This window comes from Acidimicrobiales bacterium (assembly GCA_040219515.1).
In the GTDB taxonomy this organism is placed as follows: domain Bacteria; phylum Actinomycetota; class Acidimicrobiia; order Acidimicrobiales; family Aldehydirespiratoraceae; genus JAJRXC01.
On sequence record JAVJSI010000017.1, the window covers coordinates 116,647 to 138,783 of the forward strand.

The window sequence follows — 22,137 nt, forward strand, 5'->3', positions numbered from 1 at the left end:
GTTAGCGTGCCACGGACAGCGGCAAACGGCTACTCGCGCCTACGGATCGACCCACCCGTTGGGCAGGCACCCGTCGAGGCCCTTGGTCTGTTGCATCATCACCGGAGCGACCTCGCCGACACCGGGACACGACTCGTGGTCGGGGCCGACGATGTAGTGACCGACCTCGTGGTTCACGAGATAGTGCCGGTAGGTCTCCAGGTCGGTGGGCCAGTCGTCGGTGGCACCGAACCAGCGCAACGAGTTGAAGGCGATCCATCCGTTGCGGGCACAGGAGTAGCGCCCGACCGTCTGGAGCGGGGCGCACATCTCGTCGACGTCATCGGGCAGGGCGACGATCATCGTGAAGTCGCCGCCGTCGTCGAGGAGCTCGAAGCCGACGCCGCGCCCGACCCAACTGCGTTCGTCCCGGAGGGTGTCGGCCACGAACCGGGCCACCTCGTCTCGGGTGAGGTCGACACCGTCGCCCACCTCGACGGAGAAGCGGATCATCGGTGACCCGTCGATCCGCAGCTCGGGTGGCCCGCCGGGCAGGCTCGTCGTCGGCGTGGTTGTCGTCGTCGGGGTGGGCGTCGATGTGGTGGTCGTCGGGGTCGTCGTCGGGGTCGTCGTCGTTGTCGGGGTGGGCTTCGATGTGGTGGTGGTGGTCGTCGTGGCGGGCGCCACGTCGACGTCGGAGGTGCCGCAGCCGGCCAGCCAGATCGCCGCGACGACGACCACGCTCATCGCGCACCCTCTCCTCGTGTGCCTGTTCATCATGCGCCTGTCTCTCCAGCGCGCTGGAGCGCCCAGGTGAGTCCGCCGGCATGGCATTCGTGCTTGCGGCCGTCGGCGATGAGGCCGGGCATGATCGCAGCGGATCGCTGGATGGCTTCGTCCACCCCGATACCGGCGGTCTCGTAGATCGTCATGTGGTTGGCGCCGCCCGTGCGTGGCTTCGTTCGGCGCCAACGAGTGCCGGCCACGAACGCGCCGCTCTCCATCATGTCGGGCAGATGCCGGGTCTCGTACCAGTCGTCCCACTCGTCGATGCGAGTCGGATCGGTGCTCAAGACGTGGGCGATGATCAGCCCGCTCACCTCTACGTCGGCCTCGCCGGACGGGGGGTCGACCACGATGCCGTCGCCGGCGCGGGTCCAGTGGTCGCGTTGGATCTCAGCGTGATGGAACACCACTGCCTGCCGATCTTCTGCCTCTCGATCTGTGTTGCGAGCGGTCGCGATGGCATGGTCGTGGTCGTGGGTCCGGTCGCCGGGCAGGTGCAGGACGTGGCTGTGACCGGCTCCGGGAAGGCCGGGGCGGGCCGGGTCGAGCAGCCTCCAGAGGGCACCATCGTGGGCCGCGGCGTGCGGCGCCAACCACTCGACCCACGCATCCTGCTCGCCGGCGCGGGTGGTCTTCGTCGCAATGAGCACGAGATCCGCCAGCGCGTGCAGTGCGACCATCGGGGTCAGCGAACCCGGAGCAGCATGGCGTCGCCCTGGCCGCCACCACCGCAGAGCGCGGCGGCACCGACACCGCCACCCCGGCGGGCCAGCTCGTAGGCGAGGGTGATCGCCAGCCGAGTGCCACTCATGCCGATCGGGTGTCCGAGGGCGATGGCACCACCGTTGACGTTGACGACGTCGTCGGGCAGCCCGAGCTCGGCCATCGAGGCGATGGAGACGGCGGCGAACGCTTCGTTGAACTCGAACAGGTCGACGTCGGACAGCGCCATCCCGGCCCGCTCCAATGCACGGGCGGTGGCCCGACTGGGCTGGGTGAGCAGCGAGGTGTCGGGGCCGGCGACCTCGGCGTAGTCGATGATCTCGGCCAGCGGCGCGACGCCGAGCTTCTCGGCCATCGACTTGGTGGTGACGACCACCGCGGCGCCACCGTCGGACAGCTGCGACGCATTGCCGGCAGTGACGTTGCCGCCGTCGGCGAACGCGGCTCGAAGGCCGCCCAACGACTCGGCCGTGGTGCCGACCCGGATGCCTTCGTCGTCCGCGACGATCACGGGATCGCCCTTTCGTTGGGGGATCGCCACCGGCACGATCTCGTCGACGAAGAGGCCGTCCTTCTGGGCTCGGGCCGCCCGGTCGTGGGACTGGGCCGACACCTCGTCCATGGCGGCGCGACCGATGTCGGCTTCGGCGGCGTGCCGTTCGGTGCCGGCGCCCATGAGTTCGTTCTCGAACGAGCAGTAGAGGCCGTCGTAGGTGAGCGAATCGGGCATCGTCGCGTTGCCGTAGCCGTAGCCGTTGCGGGCCTGGGGCAGGAGGTAGGGCGCCTGGGTCATCGACTCCATGCCACCCGCCACCACGATCTCGGCCTCGCCGAGCGCGATCATGCGATGTGCCTGTTGGATTGCGTTGAGACCCGACGGGCAGGCCTTGTTGAGTCCCGTCGACGGCACGCTCATGGGGATGCCACCGGCAACGGCCGCCTGGCGGGCGGGGACCTGCCCGGCGCCGGCCTGCACGACCTGCCCCATGTAGACGTAGTCGACCTGGTCGCCGCTGAGTCCGGCGCGCTTCAGCGCCTCCGCGATGGCGATGCCGCCGAGCTCGGTGCCGCTGAGGCCGGCGAGTCCGCCGTTGAACCTGCCGATCGGGGTGCGGGCACCGCTGAGAATCACGGACTCGGCCACGATGAACTCCTGTCGTTCGAGCGTGGTGCCGAGGGTATCGGAGCAGCGGCGCAGCGGAGAAACAGCGCCGAGGAGGGTGTCGTTATGCGGTGGCGGGTACCCGCAGCAGCAGCCGCAGGATGTCGTTGGCGAAGTCGTTGGCCCGGTGGTCCGACGGCAGGTCGAACTGGGCGACGGACCAGTCCGCGAAGGTGAAGCGGATCTTCGCCAACGCGATGCGGGCCGGAACGATCTCGACCTGGTGGACCGCACCGAGTGAGTCGGAGCCGCAGATCGCGACCTCGTTGCCGATGCGGCCCTTGTGGCACCAGAGGACCCGGCGGTCGGTCACGACCACGAGGTTGGTGCGGTTGGGCATGGCACCCTCACCGGTCATGGCGCCCTTGGGGGCCTGGTTGAAGACCGACGGGCCGAGCAGCGCGAGGGTGGTCTCGTAGGCCCGATCCTCGACCTTGCCGCCGGCGACGACCGGGCGGAAAGCCTCGACGCGCTCGCCCGGTTCCAGAGCGTGGCGCAGTGCGTCTTCGATCTGATCACGGGTGCTCATGTTCGGGTCTCCTGGTGGTCGAGTCCTCGGCGGACGGTGGCTGACCTTTCTTCGGACCGAATGACATCAGGCTTCGCGTGATCGGGTCGTACGGTCCACGCGGATGGACCACTCGGCCCAGTTCTCCCACCTCGGAAGGGCCCGCACGGGCGGACGACGCGGGAATCGGGTGGTGCCGGTGTGCGACGATGCCGGGATGCGGATCATCGGCACGCACGAGACCGGACCGGTCGGCGGACGAGCCGCCACCACCGTCGCGCGGTTTCGTCGGATCCCGTCACCCGATCTGGACCGACTGCGCGCCGCGGTCGATGAGGTGAGGGCAAGTGAGGACAGGTCGGAGCAGGCCACGGGCACCGATCCCCGGTTCGTGCTCGAGCGCGGGTTCTCGGCCGGTGGGCGGGCGATCGCTCGGCTGATCGTGGGGCTCGGCGTGGTGGTGGTGCTCCTCGGCGCGGTCGTTGCCTTCCTCGCCCCGTCCACGACGGTGCCGGTGTCGGGTTTCGTCGTCGCCCCCGCGATCGTCGCGGTCCTGCTCACCGTGGTGTTCGCGGCGACCCATGACACCGGACTGGTGATCGGGCGGGACGGTCGTCTGCGAGTCGAGAGTTGGCAGGGGATCACCGACGTCGATCTGACGTCGTTCGCCGATGTGACGGTGGCGGGGCGCGGCGCCTGACGGCGTCTACCAGCCGCGGGCGGCCCACTCGTCGAACGACGGCGCCTCGGCGCCGATCGTGGTGTCGTCGCCGTGGCCGGGAAGCACCAGCGTGTCGCGGTCGAACACGCGGAACATCCGTTCCTCGATGCTCTCGAGAATGGTGGCGAAGTCGCCGCCCTCGAAGCCGGTGGCGCCGGGCCCACCGGGAAAGAGGGTGTCGCCGGTGAACAGCAACGGGGTGTCCTCGACACTGAACGACATCGAGCCGGGGGTGTGACCCGGTGTGTGGTGGGTGTGGATGCGAAGACGGCCGATCTCGACGACCGATTCGTCTTCGAGCAGGTAGTCGTAGCTCGGCAGCATGGCCGCGTCCTCGGCGGTGATGCCGACGCGATAGCCGGCATCACGGACGGCGGGCACGGCCTGGATGTGGTCCCAGTGGCCGTGGGTCTCGAGCACGGTTCGCACGCCCAGCTGTTCGCAGAGTTGCAGGAGTCGCTCGTGCTCGTTGGCCGCGTCGAGCAGGACCGCCTCACCGGTCTCTCGACACCGGACGACGAAGACGTTGTTGTCCATCGGTCCGACGACGACTCGATGGACCTCGGTGCGGGCGTCACTCCAGTGCAGCGTCATGCCGACAGGCTAGCGACCCGGAGGGTCGCCGTCGGGACGGTGCCGGAGGGTCGCCGACCGGACGGGGCGGCACTGCAATACTCGGTCCGTCTCGATGCGGCCCGTCAGGAGAGTGAATGCGCCACGGGATCGTCGCCGCGAGCGCTCTGCTGCTCGTGCTGACGTTGGGAAGCTGGATTCTCGTCGACCCGGCCACGACCGGGGCGTCGGTCGATGCCGTCACGGCCACCGCGACCGTTCTCCCGTCGACGACGCCCGTGCCGAGCACGACCGTTCCCTCGACGACCCTGCCGTCGACGAGCCTGCCGTCCACGAGCCTGCCCTCCACGAGCCTGCCCACCGCGAGCCCGGTGACGCCCCCGGTCGAGCTCGCCTTCCTCGATGCATTGAACGCCGTGCGCGGCAACGAGGATCTCGTCGATTTCACCCGCGAGACTGCACTCGACGGGCTGGCCCAGTCCTGGGTCGAGAACATGGTGCAAGAGGGTGAGCTCCGCCATTCGACACTGATCTACGACGTCATCGCCGGGTCGTGGACCACCGCCGGCGAGAACGTCGGCTTCGGGCCGACGACGGGCGTGATCGTCGATGCCTTCATGGACAGCCCCGGGCACCGGGCGAACATCGTCAACCCGTCGTTCACCGAGGTGGGCATCGGCGTGGCGATCGTCGACGGGGTCGTCTGGACCGCCCACCTGTTCGCCGGCTGATCCGCCGACGGCTCGGTCAGGCGGCCGAATCGTCCTCGACGATGCGGACCTCGCCGCGCGGCTGGCCGGGGTCGCCGCACACCCAGCACACGTCACCCTCGACGCCGCGCCACGCGACGTCGCAGCGGCCACACCGCAGCGGGTGGTCGAGGTCGGTGACGGTGCCGTGGGAAGCGGTCATTTCCTGCACGCGGATCACCCTATGCACCCCGGAAACCTCGACGGGGTGATCCCCCGTTCGCCGCCGTACCCTTTCCGGGGTCCGCCGCGAGTGCCGGTCGGTCCGACGAGAGGAATTTCCATGGCCACCCCATGCCCCAACGCCGATGGTTCGAGCCCGCAGCAGCGTGAGTTCTCGGCGGCGCCCGAGATGTGCATCGACCCGTCGAAGCGCTACACGGCGACGATGACCACGACCCTCGGCGAGTTGGTGATCTCTCTCGACGCGTCGACCGCCCCGAAGACGGTCAACAACTTCGTCACCCTCGCTCGCTACCACTACTACGACGGCATCATCTTCCATCGCATCATCAACGGCTTCATGTGTCAGGGCGGCGATCCCACCGGCACCGGCCGTGGTGGCCCCGGCTACAAGTTCGAGGACGAGCTGCCCTCGCCCGGGCGCTACGAGATCGGCTCGCTGGCCATGGCCAACGCCGGGCCCAACACCAACGGCAGTCAGTTCTTCATCGTCTCCGGCGCCAGTGGCGTCGGCCTCCCGCCCCAGTACTCGCTGTTCGGCAAGGTCGTGAAGGGCCTCGAGGTCGTCGACGAGATGCAGAAGGTCGACACCGATCGCAGCGACAAGCCGACCACCGATGTGGTCATCCAGTCCGTCACGATCGACGAGGCCGACTGAGATGGCGGTCGACACGCTCGGCATCGTCGGCGCCGGCGCGATGGGCAGTGGCATCATCGAAGTGGCGGCGAAGGCCGGCGTGTCGATCGTCGCTCGCGACATCAGCCCCGAGGCCGTCGAGGCGGGCAAGGCTCGGGTCGAGGGTTCGATGAACAAGGCCGTCGAGCGGGGCAAGCTCGACGAGGCCGCCCGCGACGCGGCGATCGCGCGCATCGCATGGACCACCGACATCGCCGATCTGGGCGGATGTCAGATGGTCATCGAGGCCGCGCCGGAGATCCTCGAACTCAAGCTCGAGATCTTCCGCGAACTCGACGCCGCTCTGCCGGCCGGTGCCGTGATCACCACCAACACGTCGTCGATCCCCATCATCGACATCGCGATGGCCACCAGTCGTCCCGAGTCGGTGTGTGGCATGCACTTCTTCAACCCCGCCACGGTGATGCAGCTGGTCGAGGTGATCGAAACGCAGCGCACGGCCACCGAGGTGCGCGAGGCCGCTACTGCGTTCGCGACCGACGTTCTCGGCAAGCGGGTCGTGTTGTGCAAGGACCGGGCCGGGTTCATCGTCAACGCGTTGCTGGTGCCCTACCTGTGCCAGGCGATCGCCATGTTCGAGGCCGGCCACGCCTCGGCCGAGGACATCGACGAGGCCATGAAGCTCGGCGCCGGTCACCCGATGGGCCCGCTCACCCTCGCCGACATGGTCGGGCTCGACATCGTGTTGTGGACGGCCGAGTCGTTGTACGGCGAGTACCAGGAGCGCTTCCTGGCGCCGCCGCCGCTGCTGCGCCGCATGGTGAGCGCCGGTCAGCTCGGTCGCAAGAGCGGCCAGGGCTTCTACGACTACTGACGAATTCGTGGGGTGTCGACCGTCGCCAGGTCGGGCGCGGTCGGCAGGCTCGCGTTGGACCGCGTCGGCTCGCCTCGGTCCGGCGGACCCGGGTCCGGGAATCTGATCGCGCCGGCGGTGATGATCGCCAGCACCGAGACACCGGCGGCGATCAGGAAGACGGCGAGGAACTGGCCCGGCGTCGATCCCTCGGTGACGAGGGCGGAGAGCAGGCTGATCCCCGCGGCGGCGCCGATCTGACCGGTCATGTTCAACATGCCGGTGCCCACACCCATGTCCTGTTCGCCCACCGCATCGGTGAGCGCCGCGATGATCGGCGGCCGGGCGATACCGCTGCCGGTTCCCGCGATGCTCACGCCGACCACAACGAACACGAGTGAGGTGGTCACTGCGCCGAGTCCGATGGCGGCCAGGCCCGCGAAGATGCCGACGCAACCGAGGATCACCACCGGCCGCGCCCCCAACCGGTTCACCAGCCGGTCGGCCAGCCATGCACCCAGCGCGAACATGATCGGTCGGGGAAGGATCATCAGCGAGATCGCGGTCGTGCTGTAGGCGAACGTCGAGTCGGCGCCGAGCATCAACGAGGTCAGCACGAGTCCGGCCATGTAGGGGCCGTTGAGGAAGAGTTGGCTCACGAGTGGCAGGGCGACGTTGCGCTCGGCGAGCACAGGCAGCTCGATGAGTGGATGGGAGGTGCGCTGTTCCCACCGGATGAAGAGGGCGAGGGCGACCGGCGCGAGGACCAGACCACCCCACACCACCGGATGGTCCCAGCCGAGTGATCCGGCCCGATTGAGCGGGATGAGTATCGCGGCGATGCCCACCCCGAGGAAGACCCCACCGAGCAGATCGAAGGTGAGGTCGTCGCGGCGTTCGCTTTCGGGCAGGACCCGTGACGAGACGATCACGGCGACCACCATGCCGACGCCCTGGATGAGGAAGAGTGTCCGCCAGCTGGTGGCATCGATCAGCGGACCGCCGATGACCACGCCGAGCGCCGGCGACGCGGCGAGCACCGCGCTCCAGACCCCGGCCACCGACGTGCGTTCGTCGTCGGGAAAGGCCCGCATCATGATCGCCAGGGCCGACGGGCCGGTCGACGACGAGAACGCCTGGGCGAGGATGCGGCCGGCGATGAGGAAGCCGGCATTGGGTGCAGCGGCGGTCGCGAACGAGAACACGGCGGCACCGGTGAAACCGATCAGGTACATCCGGCGGTGGCCGTAGAGATCGCCCAACTTTCCCGCCATCGGCGTGAACACGGCGAAGGCCAGGAGTGGGCCGGCGATCACCCATGTGATGGTGCTCGTCGACGAGTCGAGGTCCTCGGCGATGTCGGGCAGCGCCGCCGACAGCACGGTGATCGTGAACGAACTCGCCGCGACGCCGATGAGGGCCACGATCTGGATCACCCGCGGCGAGAATTGCCGGGCCGGGGGGTCGAGGAAGCTCATCGGGGTGGAGGGTAGGTCCGCAGCCGGTCAGTGAGCCGCGGGTATGACGCGCGTCACCGTCGAGCCGCCCACGCCGCCGCCTCGGCCCGGGCATCGACCTCGGCGGGAATGGCCAGATAGGCCCGGCGGTGGTTGCGAAGGCGGCGGAGTTCGACCACGTAATCGCGGAAGTAGCGGAGCAGGAAGCGGGCCACCCCGACCTCTGCGTACTGGCGGACGTGGACCAGTTCGTGGGCGAGCAGGGTGCGGCCGCCGGAGCGATCGACGTCGGTCGTCAGGAACACGAACCGACCGATGGTCATGCCCGAACTTCCCGGCGCGAGGGCCGGCACGCGGATGATGCGCACCCGCTCGGCCAGCGAGAAGTCGATGAGGTCGTAGGCCGCGAGCTCGGGCCCCTCGAGCTTTCTCATCGGGGTGGGTCGGCGTCAGGGGGGAACGGACGGGCGAACGTGAAGGCGCTCGGGCTCGGGCCGTCGGCCTCGAGCCGAGCGAGTCGGGACTCGGCCTCGTCGATCGACGGCTCGTGGCCGGCGGGCACCCACCAGAGCACCAGATGGGCGCGGTCGCGTGGCTCGAACCACTCGAGACGACGGCGCATGAACTCGACATGACCGTCGCCGTAGGTGAACGCCTTCAGACTCTCGATCGAATCCCACACCGACAGGTTGAGAATGCGCAGCGGATCGCCGTCGCGGACGAAGCCGGTGGCGTTGCCGCTGTCGTCCTTCAACCGCCAGACGAACCCCGGTGCAGCCTCGGCGGCGGCGTTCACGGGATCGAGGTTGTCGGCGAATCCGGCCGTGTCGGGATGATCGACCGGTGCACGAAGTCGCCCCACGTTGAGCTGGGCCAGCTGCCAGGTGGTCATGTCCAGTCCGCCAGCAGGTCGGGGAGGTCGCCGAGGCGGTCGATGGTGGGGATGTCGTGGCCGTGGTCGCCGTCGTGGATCTCGTGGACCCAGGTGACGTGGTAGGGCACGTGCACCCCCCGTCCGCCGAGCTCGATCACCGGCAGCACGTCGGAACGCAGCGAGTTGCCGACCATGACGAAATCGTCGATGGGAACCCGGTGCAGGTCGAGCAAACGCGCATAGGTGTCGACGTCCTTCTGCGCCACGACCTCGATGCGCCAGAACCGCTCGGCCAGACCGCTCTCGGCGATCCGAGCGTGTTGTGCGTAGAGATCGCCCTTGGTGATGAGCATCAGCGTGTGGTGGGAGAGCCGGTCGAGCACGTCGAGGACGTCGTCGAGCAGTTCGGGTGACCGGTCGAGGATGGCATGACCGAAGTCGATGATGCGGGCGATCTCGGACCCCGGGATCGCGCCGCCGGACAGGTCGATCGCCGTCTCCGTCATCGACAGCACGAAGGCCTTGGCGCCGTAGCCGTAGCGGCGGAGGTTGCGCATCTGCACCTCGTGGAGGCGCGCCGAGACCTCGGTTGCCGTTCCCCATTCGGCGAGCAGCTGTTCGAACGCCCGGTGGGTCGAATCGAACTGATCCTCGTTGTGCCAGAGGGTGTCGTCGGCATCGAAGGCAACGATCATGCGAGCACGAGGGTACTCAGCGTGGCTGTCCACCGTTCGGGGTTGTCGCGCCATTACGGTCGACGTATGTCGTCGTGCGCTCGTCCTGGATGTTCTCGTCCCGGGGCCGGCGTGCTGCTCTTGCATCGCGGCGATCGACGGGCCGAACTCGTGTCCCTCGACGACCAGGCGGGCGAACGCTACGGCACCCCACTCTGCGAGGAACATCTGTCGCGTTCGACGCCCCCGAGCGGATGGACGCTCGTCGACCGACGGGCGGCGGTACCAACGGCCCCCGGTCGACCGCGCCGCCACGGTGCCGTCGGCAGCACCACGAATCCGGCGCCGTGGGTCCCGCGTCGGGAGCTCGACGAGATCCCCGATGCGGTCAGCTCGGCCCGGTCACCCCTTCTTCGCCGTGCGTTCCTCGGTGCCTCCGACAGCCTCGCCGGGCTCGAGCGGGTTCATGAGAAGGTCGACGGCGACCCACAGCGTCTTGGCCGTGGGGTGGAGGAGCAACGGGACCAGCACGGCGATGGGCAGCATCGGCAACAGGAGTCCGACGAGGCTCACATCGGGCCAGCTGATGGCGACGCCGGCCACCAGGGTGATGAGCAGCAGACCGAACGTGGCGATGGTGCTCATGCCGACCGCACCCACGAAGTGTCCCGGCTTGCGTTCGAAGTGAAAGCCACACCGCGGGCAATCCTCGAGAAGCGTCACCCCTCGGCGGGTAAGGCCGCGCTCGCCGCACACCGCGCAAGCCCGGGTGAAGCCACGCCACAGCAGGGTGCCACGGCTGGGGGTGGGCCTGGTGGTCATACGGACGAGCCTACGGTTCACCAGCTCCGACTCGTGGTTTGAGTTCGACACTTCGACGCCTCAACATCGGACTGGCGGCCGTTGCCGTGCTGTTGCTGCTCACCCTCGTCTGGCCCGACCCCACCGACGATGTCGTCGTCCCCGACGCGAGCATCGCCGACCCGAGCGGGACGTCGACGGTCACGGCGACGAGTTCGAGCACCACGGTCACGACGAGCAGCCCGACCACCACGACCACCACCGCTCCCTACGACGGGTGGGTCGATCCCGCGTCGGCCGGCCAGCCGTGGGGCAACACCGTCGAGGGTCTCCTCACGTTTCGCGGCAACCCCACCCGCACGTTCTACGGCGCCGGCCCGGTGCCGACCGATCCCGAGGTGGTGTGGCGATTCCCCGAGGGCGGTGCCATGTGTTCCAACTCGTCGGTGGGCAGCGAGGTCATCAACTGGTGCGGCACGGGGTGGACCGGCCAGCCGTCGATCTTCGAGCGCGACGGCACGACGTGGGTGGCCGTCGGCGCCTACAGCCGCAACGTGCACTTCCTCGATGCCGACGACGGAAGTCGACTGCTGCCCGACTTCCCGACCGGCGACATCATCAAGGGGTCGGTCACGATCGACCCGGACGGGTACCCGCTGCTCTACACCGGCAGTCGCGACAACTTCTACCGGGTGGTGGCCTTCGACGGTGACGAGCCACGAGAGCTCTGGGCGCTGGCCGCCGACGACGTCTCGCCGACGAAGTGGAACAACGACTGGGACGGCGCCGGGCTCGTCATCGACGACCACCTCTTCATCGGCGGCGAGAACAGCCAGTTCCACATCGTGAAACTCAACCGGGGCTACGACACCGACGGCCGGGTCACGGTCGATCCCGTCCTGGTGTTCAACACGCCGGGCTGGGACGATGAACTGCTGCAGGTCGTCGACGGCAACGTCTCGATCGAGAACTCGGTCGCGATCTCCGGCGACGTCGTCTATTTCGCGAACTCCGGAGGCCTCATTCAGGGGTGGGACCTGTCCGGTCTCGAGGACGGGATCGATCCCACGCGGGTGTTCCGCTACTGGGCCGGCGACGACATCGACGCGTCACTCGTGATCGACGAAGAGGGGATGATCTACGCCGGCATCGAGTACGAGCGGGGGAATGCCCGCAGCCAGGAGGTCGGACAGATCATCAAGCTCGACCCGAGCCGTCCCGACGACCCGCTGGTCTGGGGTGTCGACGAGCGCCCTCGTCTGGACTCCGGGGTGTGGGCCACGCCCGGGCTCCACGGTGACCTGCTGATCGTGCCCACCGACAGCGGCCGGATCCTGGGGTTGGATCGCGACACGGGCGAGGAACGCTGGTCGAAGGAGCTGGCCGGACCGACGTGGCAGTCGCCGGTCATCGTGGACGACGTGTGGATCCAGGGCGATTGTGCCGGGATGCTGCGGGGGTTCGACGTCAGCGACACGATGGTCGACCCACCGTTGCTGTGGGAGGTCGAGCTGTCCGGCTGTATCGAATCGACGCCGGCGGTCTGGGACGGCCGCATCGTGGTGGGCACCCGGGCCGGCTTCATCTACGCACTGGGTTAGCAAGCACTCGGGTAGCAAGCACTGGTCAGCGGGGCGTGATCGCGGTGCTGGTCACCACGTAGCTGGTGATGTGGGCCTGCCCGGGCAGCGTGGCCAGTTCGTTGCGGATGACGTGGTCGTAGGCGTCGAGGTCGGCGACGTCGACACGGATGAGGTAGTCGACATCACCGGTGACGTGGTGGGCCTCGGTGACGGCATCGAGCGCCCGTAGCCCCGCCTCGAACCCGTGTTGGGCCTCGGGATCGCCCACCGCCAACCGGGCGGTCACCCACACGCTGAACCCGCGGTCGATGGCCTCTGGTTCGATGTCGGCGCGATAGCCGCGGATCACGCCCGCGGACTCGAGGCGGCGCAGGCGGCGCAGTGTCGGGGAACCGGACAGCCCGATGCGATCGGCGAGATCGTTGACCGTGATCCGCCCGTCGGCCCGCAGGGTGGCAACGATTCGTCGATCGATCTCATCGAGCGGTTCCATGCGCATGAGTCTGCCATCAGCTGCCGTAGATGCGCAGTAATACTGCGTCAAGACGCAGTGCAGGGGCGGAGAACGCAGCCATGCGCCGGGCGACGTCGGTCATTGTGAGCGGATGCGTCGTGCTCCGTCCCCCGTGTCCTCGTTGGTGCTCGCCGGCACGTGCTGGGGCACGTCCTACGCGGTCGTCGGGTTGGTGGACGGCGCCACGCCGATGCTCATCGCCGGATCCCGGTTCGCCATCTTCGGTCTCGTTGCGGCCGCGCTCCTGCACGGCACCGGTGGGTTCGCCGGTATCCCGTGGGCGACGGCGGGATTGCACGCGGTGGGTGGCTCGGTCGGTCTCTACCTGGCCGAGCTGACCGCGATCTCGATGGCCGGCGCCGGGCCGACGATCGCCGTCGTCGGATCGATTCCCGTCGTCTACGCGGTGGTGGGTGCTCATCGCGACGGGACCGGCTTCCTGGCGTTGGTGCCGTCCGTCGGGCTCACGCTGATCTCCCACGTCGTGATCCATCGGGACTCCTGGCCGTCCGATGGCCGGGGCGTCGGCGGCGTGATCGTCGGGCTGGGGGTTGCCGGTCTCGGCGTCGCCGGGTTCTGTGCGTATGCCCTTCACCTCACCGAACACCTGCGGACCCGCCCCGACCTCGGGCCTCAACGGTGGTCCAGCGCGGTGGGAGTGGCGAGCGGTGTCTGTTCGATCCCGCTGTTGGCGCTCGGATTCCTCGGTGGAATCCCGGGCAATCCGGCGGGGCTGGCGGCCCTGGCCTTCTTCCTTGCCGTCGTACCGTCGTGGCTCGCGACGAGCCTGTGGAATCGGGCGGTGGTCGATGTCCCGCGGGCGTTGGCCGGTCAACTCCTCGTGTTCGAACCGCTCACCGCGTTCGTCTTCGTGCACCTCGTCACGGGCACGCTGCCCGGGTTCACGCTCGTGATCGGCGAGCTGCTGCTCCTGTCCGGTGCATTGCTGGCGGTGCGCGGGGTTCGCACGCCGACCGTCGCTCAGTCGAGAAAGGCTCTGCTCGGATAGTCCGAGGAGTCGAAGGCCACCCAGGCGTCGCCGCCCGACGTCAGCGGCACACTCAGCCCGATGAGGAGATAGTCGCCGGCGGGCACGATGGTGTCGATCGCCGGCATCACCACGGAGACCCGGCCGAAGCCTCCGCCGAAGTCCGCTTGGCGGAACGCCACGGAGCGGGTGCTCAGCTCCTCGCACTCGAGGTAGCCGTGGCAGGTCGAGAGGCTGGCGGTCAGCTCGATGGTCGCGTTTCGATCGAAGTCGGCGGCGGCCGCCCACAGTTCGAGGCGGGGGGTTCCCACGGCGTGGTAGGACTCCTTCACGGGCACGTTCCAGAACTGGACGCGATGCACGTCGGGCAACGGATCGCCGGCGGTGCGCACGATGGTCCGACCGGGGTCGTCGTCGTGGTTCGTGTCGTAGTTCGGCAATGGGCCCTGTGTGGTCCCGCTGCCGACGGGAAGAACCCAGTTGGCCGGGCCGGCGCCGTTGCTGCCGAGATACATCTGCGCGAAGTAGCCGGAGGCGACGGTCGTCGTCGGCGGTGGGGATGTGGTCGCCGGTGCGACCGTCGTGGCCACGGTCGTCGTACTCGTCGGGGGGCGCGGGGGAAGAGTCGGTCCGACGGTGGTCGACGGGACCACGCCGGTGGTCGTCGGTCGGGTGGTGACCGTGCTCGACGGGGGCACCGGGGTGCTCTGGGTGGTCGTCGCCGCATCGATGGTCGTGGTCGTCGACGTGCTGGTGGTGGTCATCGAATCGACGACGGCATCGCCGATGACGACCGTCGATGGCGTGGGCTGATCGGGCGTCGAGGTGACCACCCGGGCGACCGATGTCGTCGGATTCGAGGTTTCGGTGGTGGTCTGGTTCAGCGTGATCGCCGTGGCGATGGCGAGACCGGCCAGGAGCGCGGTGATGCGCGTCAGCCTCGAGCCGAGGCTCCGACGAGGAGTTTCGAGCACGTCGTCCACAGAGACCTATCGGCACGACAGCGCCGAGGGTGAATGACCCGCGATGACGATCTTGCCATGATCAGTCGAAGAGAGCGAGCAACTCGTCGAACCAGGCCACCGGTGTGGGGTAGTCCTCCTCGGCGGTCTTGCCGAGCCGGACGACCACGAGGTCGCTCGAGGGCACGCACGCCACCCGCTGCCACTCGAACCCACTGGCATAGAAACGGCCGCGGCCGTCGGACGAGGTCCACCAGTGCTCGCCGTACTCGCCACCGTCGACGTCTCGGGCTCGTGTGGCGCGGCCGGAGTCGACCCACTCCGCGGGGACGAGTTGGCGGTCGTCCCAGTGGCCGCCGCGCAGGTGGAGCAGTCCGAAACGGGCCCAGTCCCGGGCGGTGGCGTAGAGGTAGCTCGATCCGACGAAGTCGCCCGACTCGGCGAAGCGCGGGTCGGCGGACGTCATCCCGATCGGTGCGAACAGGTGCTCGTGCATCCATGTCCGCGCCTCGTCCCCCCGTCCGATCAGATCGCCGACGATGCGGGCGACGATGTTCGACGTGCCACTCGAGTAGTTGAAGACCGTGCCCGGCGGGTGGGCGAGCGGACGGGCCGCCGCGTAGCCGGCCGGGTCGTCCATGCCTTCGCCGAAGAGCATGTCGATGCAGTGCGACCAGGGCGCACCCTCGCCGCTCGCCGGCAACGCATAGGCCTCGTTGAACTCCAGACCGTCGGTCATGCGCAGGAGATGGCGAAGAGTGATCCCATGGCGAGGATCGTCGGGGTCGGACCACTCGGGCACTGCGGCACGCTCATCGGGGGCGAGACGGCCCGCCTCGACGAGGATGCCGACCAGGGCGTGGGTGACGGATTTCGCCATGGACCACGACAGCAGCGGTGTGGTTTCGTCGATGTCGAGTCCGTAGCGCTCGACCACGATCCGTCCGGACTTCACGACGATGGTGGCGTGGGACTCGCCGAAACCGGGGTCGGGATCGGGCCCGAAGGCTCGATCGAGGAGTGCGTCGAGGGCGTCGCGGTCCACGCTGTCGGGGATCGGGCCGGTGGGCCAGTCGGTGGTCGGCCAGGGAACGTCGTCAGCCTGGGGCGGCAGCGGGTGCAGGGTCACCGGCGGATCGAGAAGCGACATGGGCCGACGCTAGACGCTCGACACCTCAGGCCTCGGGCTGACGAGATCAGCCGCGATGCCAGACCGGACCGTTGGCGGTGTCCTCCACCACGATGCCGCGGGCGGTGAGTTCATCGCGTACGCGGTCGGCCTCGGCGAAGTCCTTGGCCTCGCGGGCGGCGGTGCGAGCCTCGACGAGGGCGTCGATCTCGGCGTCGTCGACGCCGGCGCTGGACGCCCCGATCGTCAGACCGAGTGCACCGGCCAGATCGATCACCGTGGCGACGAGCGAGGCCGCCGCAGGATCGTCGTGATCGAGCGCGGCATTGGCCCGGCGCACGGTCTCGAAGATGGTGGCGACCGCCTCGGGTGTGCCCATGTCGTCGTCCATCGCGGAGCGGAAGGCCTCGACCGCCGCGGAATCGAGCGCTGCGCCGTGCAGGTCGAGGTCGGCGGCGTCGGCCTTGCGGGCCATGGCGTCGAGGCGCTCGACGGCGCCGCGCGCCTGGGCCATCACCTCGGCGTTGATCTCCATGGTCTTGCGATAGTGCGTCTGCAACAGCAGCAGACGGAGGGCACGGGCATTGAGCGGATGCTCGTCGAGCAGATCCTGGATGGTCGTGAAGTTGTTGAGCGACTTCGACATCTTCTCGCCGCCGATGTTGAGCATCGCGTTGTGCATCCAGTGGCGGGCGAACTCGCGGCCGGCGGCGATTGCCTCGGCCCGCTCGTTGGTGTGGTGCGGGAACACGAGATCGGTGCCCCCACCGTGGAGGTCGAACCCGTCGCCGAGCACATCGAGGCTCATGGCGACGCACTCGATGTGCCAGCCGGGGCGTCCATCGCCCCACGGTGACGGCCAGCTCGGCTCGTCCGGCTTCGCCGTCTTCCAGAGCGCGAAGTCGAGCGGGTCCTCCTTGGCGTCGTCGACCTCGACGCGCGCACCGGCACCCTCACGCAGCTCGTCGACGCTGCGGTGCACGAGCGCGCCGTAGTCCTTCACGGCGTGCACCCTGAGGTAGACGCCGGTTTCGTTCGCGTAGGCGCTGCCGTTGTCGACGAGGGCCTGGACGAAGTCGACCATCTGATCGACGTACTCGGTGGCGTGGGGCCGGTCGTGGGGACGGAGAATGCCGAGCGAGTCGAAGATCGCCGCGTCGTAGACGGCCTTCCACGTGGTCGCGATCTCCGATTCGGTGGCGCCCTCGCGGTTGGCCCGGTTGATGATGTTGTCGTCGATGTCGGTGACGTTGGCGACGTGATGGACGATGAGACCTGTCCACTCGAGGTAGCGACGCACGATGTCGTACGTGAACGCCTGCCGAGCGTGGCCGAGATGGGGATGGTCGTAGACCGTGGGCCCGCAGGCATAGAGCGACACTTTGCCCTCGTCGCGGAGTTCGAGCGGGCGGATCTCTCCGCTGAGGGTGTCGTAGAGGCGCATCAGGTGAAGGGAGTGGACGGGTGGTCGAGGCGGACGCCCACCAGGGCGCCGAGCTCTGCCAACACCGTAGGTGCGGTCGTGTCGTCGCCCCCGGCGATTATCGCGTCGCCCAACTCGACGAGCGCGGCACGAGCCGTCGGGCCATCGAGGTCGTCGTCGAGTGCGTCTCGCACCCGCGCGGCGTAGGGCGCGGGATCGGGTCCGCTCGTGTGATCCCTCGCGGTGAGGAGCCGGTCGAGAATCGCCGCGGCGTCGTCGATGTCGGAGTCGAACCACTCCCAGTCGTCGCGATAGTGATGTCCCATCAGCGCCAGCCGGATGGCTCTGGGATCGGCCGTCTTCGAGAGCTCGCTGATGAACACGAGGTTCCCGAGCGACTTCGACATCTTCGTGCCCTCGTAGGCGACCAGGCCGCAGTGCATCCAGTGTCGGACGAACGGCACGCCGGTCGCCGCCTCGCTCTGCGCTCGTTCGCACTCGTGATGGGGGAAGATCAGGTCGCTGCCGCCACCGTGGAGGTCGATCGTGTCGCCGAGAATGCCCATCGACATCGCGCTGCACTCGATGTGCCAGCCGGGGCGACCCGGTCCCCACGGTGAATCCCAGCTCGGTTCGTCGTCGAGCGACGGTTGCCAGAGGACGAAGTCGAGCGGATTGCGCTGACGCGGGTCGTCGGGCTTTCCGCCTCTCTCGCGGGCGAGATCGATCATCGTCGTCTCGTCGTAGCCCGACACCGCGCCGAACGAGTCGAACGTCGCAACGTCGAAGAAGACGGTGCCGTCGTCGACGTAGACATGACCGCCGGCGTCGAGCCGTGAGATGAGCTCGACCATCTCGCCCACCCACTTCGTGGCGTGGGGTTCCGCCTCGACCGGACGGGTGTCGAGGGCCACCATGTCGCCGTGGAAGCGAGCGGTCTCGGCCGCAGCGAGCTCGAGGAAGTCGATGCCGAGCTCGCGGGCCTTCGGGAGGATCGAGTCGTCGACATCGGTGATGTTGCGCACGAGACGAACCGTGTGGCCCAGATCTTCGAGCCGCCGGATCAACAGGTCGTAGGTGATGTAGGTGTTGGCGTGGCCGAGGTGGGTCGAGTCATAGGGCGTGATGCCACAGACGTAGATCGAGACCACCTCGCCCGGTTCGAACGGAACGATCTCGGCGCGAGCCGTGTCGAAGAGACGCACGGCGACACGGTAGCGGCCGATCGCGGTGGCCCCTGTCGCTGCGGCGGTGGCGTTCAGGTCGGTGCCGTTCAGGTCGGTGGCGTAGGGTCGTCGTGGGCCGCGTCGTCGACGGGGTCGGCGGCTCCTTGGAGGAACCGGGCGACCACGAGACCCAACAGCGCCAGTCCGACGAGCATCACGCCGGCCGCGGTGAACGCGGTGACGTCGATGTCGTCCCACTGGGATTCGGCGAGGATCGCCAGGCCGGCGAGACCGAAGAAGAGTCCGGTGACGAGAGCGACGGGGTCGATCGGGTGTGAGTCCATCAGGGTTCCTTGGTGAGCTGGTCGAGCAGGACGGCGATCATGAGGCCGAGCATCCAGAAGCTGATCACGGGCACGGCACGGTCTCGCTTCCGCAGATGATCACTTCGGCCTCGCCGATACCGAGGTCGACATCGAGCAACAGCGTGCCGCCGCTCGGGTCACCCGTGGTGCGGTCGATCGCGACCTCGTGGCCATCGTCGTTGCGTCGGGCGCCCTGATCATCGATGATCACGGAACCGAGGTTGCCGTCGAGGTCGATGTCGGTCTCGAAGGTTTCCGGCACCCAGATCTTCAGCTCGCCGATCGTGAGGCCGATCGCCAGTTCTCGGGTCTCTCCGTCGAGGTCGAGGTCGGCCAGGTTCACGTGGAACTCGCCGACGCCCCATCGGTACTCGTCGTCGAGCGAGCCGAGATCATCGACGACCACGAGTTCCTCGCCGATGCCCTCCCACCAGGTCAGGTCCACCGCCGTGATCGCCCAGGCGATCGGCAGCAACAGCAGGCCCAACCACACGAGGCCCCGGGCCCGTCCGACGAAGGCCGACACGACCAGCACGGCGCCGAGGATCATCAGGCAGATGGCGAGGAACGCCCCCGGGTCGGTGTGCCACCAGTCGACACGATCGGCGAAGACGGTGAGACCGGTGAAGAGCAGCACGAGGGCGAGGCCGACAGGTCCCAGAAAGGGAGTGGGGCGTCGCCGACGACGGTGACGGGGACGCGGCGGCTGTGGTTCCGACACATCCGCCGCCGGTTCGTCGCGGTGGAAGCCCTGCCGATAGCCGTGTTGCCAGTCGGGGCGAACCTCGCTGTCGCGGTCGCCGTCGCGGTCGCCGTCCACACCGCCATGGCCGGGTTGGCGACCCCGCCATCCGGTGCCATCACTGGGCCACACGAGCAATGCGATGCCGGCGGCGAGGACGAGGAGAGGGAGGAAGAGCTCGTCACCGCCCGGGAACCAGAAGAACGAACCCGAGAACACGATCACACCGAGAAGGAGCAGGCCCAGCGCGAACAGGGAGCGACCCCGCGGCCGACGACGAGTCCGCAGCGCACTGACCGCTGCGCTCTCGTCCTCGTGGGCGTCGGGCATGACGAGCCAGGCGAGGAGATAGAGCCCGATGCCGCTGCCGCCGAGCAGGGTCAGCGCGACGAAGCCGAGGCGGACGATGATCGGGTCGATGCCGAAGTGCTCGCCGATGCCGCCGCTCACGCCGCTGATCATCCGGTCGTAGTCGCTCCGGCGGAGCCGCGGGGGACCGGTGGGGCCGCCGGGGAGCGGCGGCGACGGCTCGTCCGTCGTGTCGTAGCTGGTGGTCTCGTCGTTCATGGGTTCCACTCTGACGGGTCGGTCCCCCTTCGACCATCGGGGTCAACCCTGAGTTGACCCCGAGAGTCGGGGGTCGTCTCCGGGATGGCCCCGAGCCGCGACCGGGCGCGTTCGTGGGACCATGGAGTGGTGACCGAGGCCATCGCCACACCGAGCCGAAATCTCCCTCGACGCTCCACCGACGATCGCGTGGTGGCGGGTGTCTGTGCGGGCCTGGCCCGGACCGTGGGCGTCGCCCCTCCGGTCGTGCGCATCGCGGCGATCGTGCTCGGCGTCACGGGGACCGGGGGGCTTCTCTATCTGATCGGCTGGGCGCTGCTCCCGGCCGGTGATACGGCGGACCCCGACCAACAGGCGTCACCCGAGGTTCGTCGCGGGGTCGGGCTCGCCCTCGTCGTGGTCGGCGTGGTGCTCACCCAGCATGCGCTGGGTCTGGGCTTCCCGCCGGCGGTCGTCTGGCCGGTGGTCGTGGTCGGGATCGGTGTGGGGGTCGTCGTCTGGCAGGTGAAGCCGCAGCTCGAGGCCACTCGTTCGGAGGCGGTCCGCATCGGTGCGGGCATCGTGGTCGTCGGCTCGGGTATCGCCGCGCTCATCGCCGGCAATCTCTCGTTCGAGGTCATCCGCAGCAGCCTTCTGGCCACCACACTCGTGCTCGGAGGTGTGGCGTTGATCGTCGGTCCGTGGATCGCCGTGCTGATGCGCGAGCGCACCGACGAACGGCGCCGCCGACTCCACGCCGACGCCCGAGCCGACATGGCCGCGCACCTGCACGACTCGGTGCTCCAGACCCTGGCGCTGATCCAGCGCACCGACGACCCGTCGGCGATCGCCCAGCTCGCCCGCCAACAGGAACGTGAACTGCGGCGGTGGCTCTACGCCGACTCCGACGACCCGGAGGCGACCACCTTGAAGAACGCCGTCGACCGTGTCGCCGGCGTGGTCGAGAGTCGATTCGATGTGTCGGTCGAGACCGTGGTGGTGGGCGATGTCGCCCTCGACACCACGCTCGAAGCGCTGATGGGTGCCATGGGAGAGGCGGCCACCAACGCCGCCAAGTGGTCCGGTTGCGGTCAGGTCTCCGTCTACGCCGAGGTGGAGGACGACGGAGTACGGGTCTTCGTACGCGACACAGGCGACGGCTTCGATCCCGCCACCGTGGCCGATGATCGTCTCGGGGTGCGCGAGTCGATCGTCGGGCGGATCGAGCGCGTCGGGGGCAGTGCCGAGATCCGATCGGTCCTCGGTGCCGGCACCGAGGTGGAGTTGTTCGTCCCGCTGGTCAAGGCGGCCCGCAGGGATACGGTCTGAGGATGCCGGTCGCCCCTCCACGAGTCGTGCTCGTCGACGATCATCAGATGTTCCGCAGCGGTGTGCGGTCCGAGATCGGCGACCGCGTCACCGTGGTGGCCGAGGCCGACGACATCGCCGACGCAGTCGCCGTCATCGAGCAGTGGTCGCCCGATGTCGTGCTGCTGGACGTGCACCTGCCTTCGGGGACGGGTCGTGAAGTCATCGAGGCGATCGACGCGGCGGGTGTCGACACGCGGTTCCTGGCGCTCTCGGTGTCCGACGCGGCCGAGGACGTGATCGACGTCGTGCGGGCGGGCGCCCGGGGCTATGTCACCAAGACCATCTCGGCCGATGACCTCGTCGACGCCATCATCCGGGTGAGCGAGGGCGATGCGGTGTTCTCGCCCCGGCTCGCCGGCTTCGTGCTGGATGCCTTCGCCGGTGGCGCTCCGGCCGCGGAACTCGAGGATCCGGCCGATGATCTCGACGTGCTGACGAAGCGGGAGAAGGAGGTGCTGCGGCACCTGGCCCGGGGCTACGCCTACAAGGAGATCGCCCAACAGCTCACGATCTCGGTGAAGACGGTCGAGACCCACGCGTCGGCGGTTCTACGCAAGCTCCAGCTCTCGAACCGCAACGAACTCAGCCGCTGGGCGGCAGCCCGCCGCATCTGGTGATTGCGGTCCGGGTCGGCGACGGACTCGGCAACCGGCCCGGTGCTGCGCCAC

The 22,137-nt window shown here is 68.6% G+C and carries 26 protein-coding genes; 8 read left to right on the forward strand and 18 right to left on the reverse strand.

Going from position 1 to position 22,137, the window contains the following annotated elements; translation table 11 throughout:
• Positions 1-39 precede the first annotated feature (39 nt).
• The 4 genes from RIB98_17715 to RIB98_17730 form a co-directional block, all read right to left on the reverse strand.
• Positions 40-726, reverse strand: a complete 687-nt coding sequence (locus tag RIB98_17715) for a DUF3152 domain-containing protein (protein MEQ8842821.1) — start codon at positions 724-726, stop codon at positions 40-42.
• Positions 727-755: 29 nt separating this feature from the next.
• Positions 756-1,445: a hypothetical protein gene (locus RIB98_17720; GenBank protein MEQ8842822.1), complete on the reverse strand. Its 690-nt coding sequence runs from the start codon at positions 1,443-1,445 to the stop codon at positions 756-758.
• 5 nt (positions 1,446-1,450) lie between these two features.
• Positions 1,451-2,632: an acetyl-CoA C-acetyltransferase gene (locus tag RIB98_17725; GenBank protein ID MEQ8842823.1), complete on the reverse strand. Its 1,182-nt coding sequence runs from the start codon at positions 2,630-2,632 to the stop codon at positions 1,451-1,453.
• Positions 2,633-2,714: 82 nt separating this feature from the next.
• Positions 2,715-3,179 (reverse strand): hypothetical protein, encoded by a 465-nt coding sequence (locus tag RIB98_17730; GenBank protein MEQ8842824.1) that lies wholly within the window; start codon positions 3,177-3,179, stop codon positions 2,715-2,717.
• A gap of 103 nt (positions 3,180-3,282) precedes the next feature.
• Between RIB98_17730 and RIB98_17735 the strand changes: the two genes are divergently transcribed.
• Complete coding sequence (locus RIB98_17735) at positions 3,283-3,858, forward strand: hypothetical protein (protein ID MEQ8842825.1); 576 nt, start codon at positions 3,283-3,285, stop codon at positions 3,856-3,858.
• A gap of 6 nt (positions 3,859-3,864) precedes the next feature.
• Here the strand turns inward: RIB98_17735 and RIB98_17740 are convergent, their stop codons facing one another.
• Entirely contained in the window at positions 3,865-4,473 is a 609-nt protein-coding gene (locus RIB98_17740) for an MBL fold metallo-hydrolase (GenBank protein ID MEQ8842826.1), read from the reverse strand.
• Between the two features lie 116 nt (positions 4,474-4,589).
• Between RIB98_17740 and RIB98_17745 the strand changes: the two genes are divergently transcribed.
• On the forward strand, positions 4,590-5,183 hold the full coding sequence (locus RIB98_17745) for a CAP domain-containing protein (protein MEQ8842827.1): 594 nt from the start codon (positions 4,590-4,592) through the stop codon (positions 5,181-5,183).
• A gap of 16 nt (positions 5,184-5,199) precedes the next feature.
• Here RIB98_17745 and RIB98_17750 read toward each other — a convergent pair whose 3' ends face one another.
• Positions 5,200-5,373 carry a hypothetical protein gene (locus RIB98_17750; protein ID MEQ8842828.1) on the reverse strand — a complete coding sequence of 58 codons (174 nt, stop codon included), beginning with the start codon at positions 5,371-5,373 and terminating at the stop codon, positions 5,200-5,202.
• A gap of 180 nt (positions 5,374-5,553) precedes the next feature.
• Between RIB98_17750 and RIB98_17755 the strand changes: the two genes are divergently transcribed.
• Together RIB98_17755 and RIB98_17760 are read left to right on the forward strand one after the other, a co-directional pair.
• Positions 5,554-6,042, forward strand: coding sequence for a peptidylprolyl isomerase (locus RIB98_17755; protein ID MEQ8842829.1), 489 nt, complete (start codon positions 5,554-5,556; stop codon positions 6,040-6,042).
• 1 nt (position 6,043) lies between these two features.
• Positions 6,044-6,895 carry a 3-hydroxybutyryl-CoA dehydrogenase gene (locus RIB98_17760; protein MEQ8842830.1) on the forward strand — a complete coding sequence of 284 codons (852 nt, stop codon included), beginning with the start codon at positions 6,044-6,046 and terminating at the stop codon, positions 6,893-6,895.
• On the opposite strand, the gene RIB98_17765 is transcribed toward RIB98_17760, so the two are convergent.
• The 5 genes from RIB98_17765 to RIB98_17785 all read right to left on the reverse strand — a co-directional run bounded on the left by RIB98_17765 (position 6,889) and on the right by RIB98_17785 (position 10,701).
• On the reverse strand, positions 6,889-8,352 hold the full coding sequence (locus tag RIB98_17765) for an MFS transporter (GenBank protein MEQ8842831.1): 1,464 nt from the start codon (positions 8,350-8,352) through the stop codon (positions 6,889-6,891). The two genes, RIB98_17760 and RIB98_17765, sit on opposite strands and share 7 nt — an antisense overlap.
• 53 nt (positions 8,353-8,405) lie before the next feature.
• A complete protein-coding gene (locus tag RIB98_17770; protein MEQ8842832.1) occupies positions 8,406-8,765 on the reverse strand; it encodes a DUF4157 domain-containing protein in 360 nt (119 codons plus the stop codon).
• Positions 8,762-9,223 carry a DUF3291 domain-containing protein gene (locus tag RIB98_17775; GenBank protein MEQ8842833.1) on the reverse strand — a complete coding sequence of 154 codons (462 nt, stop codon included), beginning with the start codon at positions 9,221-9,223 and terminating at the stop codon, positions 8,762-8,764. Before RIB98_17775 ends, RIB98_17770 begins: the two co-directional genes overlap by 4 nt.
• Positions 9,220-9,900 (reverse strand): HAD family hydrolase, encoded by a 681-nt coding sequence (locus tag RIB98_17780; GenBank protein ID MEQ8842834.1) that lies wholly within the window; start codon positions 9,898-9,900, stop codon positions 9,220-9,222. The genes RIB98_17775 and RIB98_17780 overlap by 4 nt, the downstream gene beginning before the upstream one ends.
• 381 nt (positions 9,901-10,281) lie before the next feature.
• Complete coding sequence (locus tag RIB98_17785; GenBank protein MEQ8842835.1) at positions 10,282-10,701, reverse strand: DUF983 domain-containing protein; 420 nt, start codon at positions 10,699-10,701, stop codon at positions 10,282-10,284.
• Positions 10,702-10,739: 38 nt separating this feature from the next.
• Here RIB98_17785 and RIB98_17790 point away from each other — a divergent pair, with 38 nt between their 5' ends.
• Positions 10,740-12,281: a PQQ-binding-like beta-propeller repeat protein gene (locus RIB98_17790; GenBank protein ID MEQ8842836.1), complete on the forward strand. Its 1,542-nt coding sequence runs from the start codon at positions 10,740-10,742 to the stop codon at positions 12,279-12,281.
• Positions 12,282-12,306: 25 nt separating this feature from the next.
• Here the strand turns inward: RIB98_17790 and RIB98_17795 are convergent, their stop codons facing one another.
• Positions 12,307-12,756 (reverse strand): Lrp/AsnC family transcriptional regulator, encoded by a 450-nt coding sequence (locus tag RIB98_17795; protein MEQ8842837.1) that lies wholly within the window; start codon positions 12,754-12,756, stop codon positions 12,307-12,309.
• Positions 12,757-12,868: 112 nt separating this feature from the next.
• Here RIB98_17795 and RIB98_17800 point away from each other — a divergent pair, with 112 nt between their 5' ends.
• Positions 12,869-13,786 carry an EamA family transporter gene (locus RIB98_17800; GenBank protein MEQ8842838.1) on the forward strand — a complete coding sequence of 306 codons (918 nt, stop codon included), beginning with the start codon at positions 12,869-12,871 and terminating at the stop codon, positions 13,784-13,786.
• Here the strand turns inward: RIB98_17800 and RIB98_17805 are convergent.
• The 6 genes from RIB98_17805 to RIB98_17830 form a co-directional block, all read right to left on the reverse strand.
• Positions 13,759-14,739, reverse strand: coding sequence for a hypothetical protein (locus RIB98_17805; protein MEQ8842839.1), 981 nt, complete (start codon positions 14,737-14,739; stop codon positions 13,759-13,761). The genes RIB98_17800 and RIB98_17805 overlap by 28 nt on opposite strands.
• Positions 14,740-14,809: 70 nt before the next feature.
• The gene (locus RIB98_17810; GenBank protein ID MEQ8842840.1) at positions 14,810-15,877 is read right to left on the reverse strand and encodes a serine hydrolase; all 1,068 of its coding nucleotides are present in this window, start codon (positions 15,875-15,877) and stop codon (positions 14,810-14,812) included.
• 46 nt (positions 15,878-15,923) lie between these two features.
• Positions 15,924-17,300, reverse strand: coding sequence for a cysteine--tRNA ligase (cysS, locus tag RIB98_17815; protein MEQ8842841.1), 1,377 nt, complete (start codon positions 17,298-17,300; stop codon positions 15,924-15,926).
• Positions 17,300-18,484 (reverse strand): cysteine--tRNA ligase, encoded by a 1,185-nt coding sequence (gene cysS, locus RIB98_17820; protein ID MEQ8842842.1) that lies wholly within the window; start codon positions 18,482-18,484, stop codon positions 17,300-17,302. Before cysS (RIB98_17820) ends, cysS (RIB98_17815) begins: the two co-directional genes overlap by 1 nt.
• Before the next feature lie 68 nt (positions 18,485-18,552).
• Positions 18,553-18,789, reverse strand: a complete 237-nt coding sequence (locus RIB98_17825) for a hypothetical protein (protein ID MEQ8842843.1) — start codon at positions 18,787-18,789, stop codon at positions 18,553-18,555.
• Between the two features lie 64 nt (positions 18,790-18,853).
• Positions 18,854-20,119, reverse strand: coding sequence for a PspC domain-containing protein (locus RIB98_17830; GenBank protein MEQ8842844.1), 1,266 nt, complete (start codon positions 20,117-20,119; stop codon positions 18,854-18,856).
• 129 nt (positions 20,120-20,248) lie between these two features.
• Between RIB98_17830 and RIB98_17835 the strand changes: the two genes are divergently transcribed.
• Together RIB98_17835 and RIB98_17840 are read left to right on the forward strand one after the other, a co-directional pair.
• The gene (locus RIB98_17835) at positions 20,249-21,427 is read left to right on the forward strand and encodes a PspC domain-containing protein (protein ID MEQ8842845.1); all 1,179 of its coding nucleotides are present in this window, start codon (positions 20,249-20,251) and stop codon (positions 21,425-21,427) included.
• A 2-nt stretch (positions 21,428-21,429) separates the two neighbouring features.
• Positions 21,430-22,086: a response regulator transcription factor gene (locus RIB98_17840; GenBank protein ID MEQ8842846.1), complete on the forward strand. Its 657-nt coding sequence runs from the start codon at positions 21,430-21,432 to the stop codon at positions 22,084-22,086.
• Positions 22,087-22,137 lie beyond the last annotated feature (51 nt).

What these genes read in the sequence shown, in the direction of transcription:
- RIB98_17735 (MEQ8842825.1), top strand. Translation starts at nt 3,283, where the DNA reads ATGGACCACTCGGCCCAGTTCTCCCACCTCGGAAGGGCCCGCACGGGC.
- RIB98_17810 (MEQ8842840.1), bottom strand. Translation starts at nt 15,877, where the DNA reads ATGTCGCTTCTCGATCCGCCGGTGACCCTGCACCCGCTGCCGCCCCAG.
- RIB98_17785 (MEQ8842835.1), bottom strand. Translation starts at nt 10,701, where the DNA reads ATGACCACCAGGCCCACCCCCAGCCGTGGCACCCTGCTGTGGCGTGGC.
- RIB98_17715 (MEQ8842821.1), bottom strand. Translation starts at nt 726, where the DNA reads ATGAGCGTGGTCGTCGTCGCGGCGATCTGGCTGGCCGGCTGCGGCACC.
- RIB98_17800 (MEQ8842838.1), top strand. Translation starts at nt 12,869, where the DNA reads ATGCGTCGTGCTCCGTCCCCCGTGTCCTCGTTGGTGCTCGCCGGCACG.
- RIB98_17780 (MEQ8842834.1), bottom strand. Translation starts at nt 9,900, where the DNA reads ATGATCGTTGCCTTCGATGCCGACGACACCCTCTGGCACAACGAGGAT.
- RIB98_17730 (MEQ8842824.1), bottom strand. Translation starts at nt 3,179, where the DNA reads ATGAGCACCCGTGATCAGATCGAAGACGCACTGCGCCACGCTCTGGAA.
- RIB98_17765 (MEQ8842831.1), bottom strand. Translation starts at nt 8,352, where the DNA reads ATGAGCTTCCTCGACCCCCCGGCCCGGCAATTCTCGCCGCGGGTGATC.
- cysS (MEQ8842841.1), bottom strand. Translation starts at nt 17,300, where the DNA reads ATGCGCCTCTACGACACCCTCAGCGGAGAGATCCGCCCGCTCGAACTC.
- RIB98_17825 (MEQ8842843.1), bottom strand. Translation starts at nt 18,789, where the DNA reads ATGGACTCACACCCGATCGACCCCGTCGCTCTCGTCACCGGACTCTTC.
- RIB98_17745 (MEQ8842827.1), top strand. Translation starts at nt 4,590, where the DNA reads ATGCGCCACGGGATCGTCGCCGCGAGCGCTCTGCTGCTCGTGCTGACG.
- RIB98_17720 (MEQ8842822.1), bottom strand. Translation starts at nt 1,445, where the DNA reads ATGGTCGCACTGCACGCGCTGGCGGATCTCGTGCTCATTGCGACGAAG.
- RIB98_17760 (MEQ8842830.1), top strand. Translation starts at nt 6,044, where the DNA reads ATGGCGGTCGACACGCTCGGCATCGTCGGCGCCGGCGCGATGGGCAGT.
- RIB98_17770 (MEQ8842832.1), bottom strand. Translation starts at nt 8,765, where the DNA reads ATGAGAAAGCTCGAGGGGCCCGAGCTCGCGGCCTACGACCTCATCGAC.
- RIB98_17775 (MEQ8842833.1), bottom strand. Translation starts at nt 9,223, where the DNA reads ATGACCACCTGGCAGCTGGCCCAGCTCAACGTGGGGCGACTTCGTGCA.
- RIB98_17830 (MEQ8842844.1), bottom strand. Translation starts at nt 20,119, where the DNA reads ATGAACGACGAGACCACCAGCTACGACACGACGGACGAGCCGTCGCCG.
- RIB98_17740 (MEQ8842826.1), bottom strand. Translation starts at nt 4,473, where the DNA reads ATGACGCTGCACTGGAGTGACGCCCGCACCGAGGTCCATCGAGTCGTC.
- RIB98_17795 (MEQ8842837.1), bottom strand. Translation starts at nt 12,756, where the DNA reads ATGGAACCGCTCGATGAGATCGATCGACGAATCGTTGCCACCCTGCGG.
- RIB98_17840 (MEQ8842846.1), top strand. Translation starts at nt 21,430, where the DNA reads ATGCCGGTCGCCCCTCCACGAGTCGTGCTCGTCGACGATCATCAGATG.
- RIB98_17755 (MEQ8842829.1), top strand. Translation starts at nt 5,554, where the DNA reads ATGTGCATCGACCCGTCGAAGCGCTACACGGCGACGATGACCACGACC.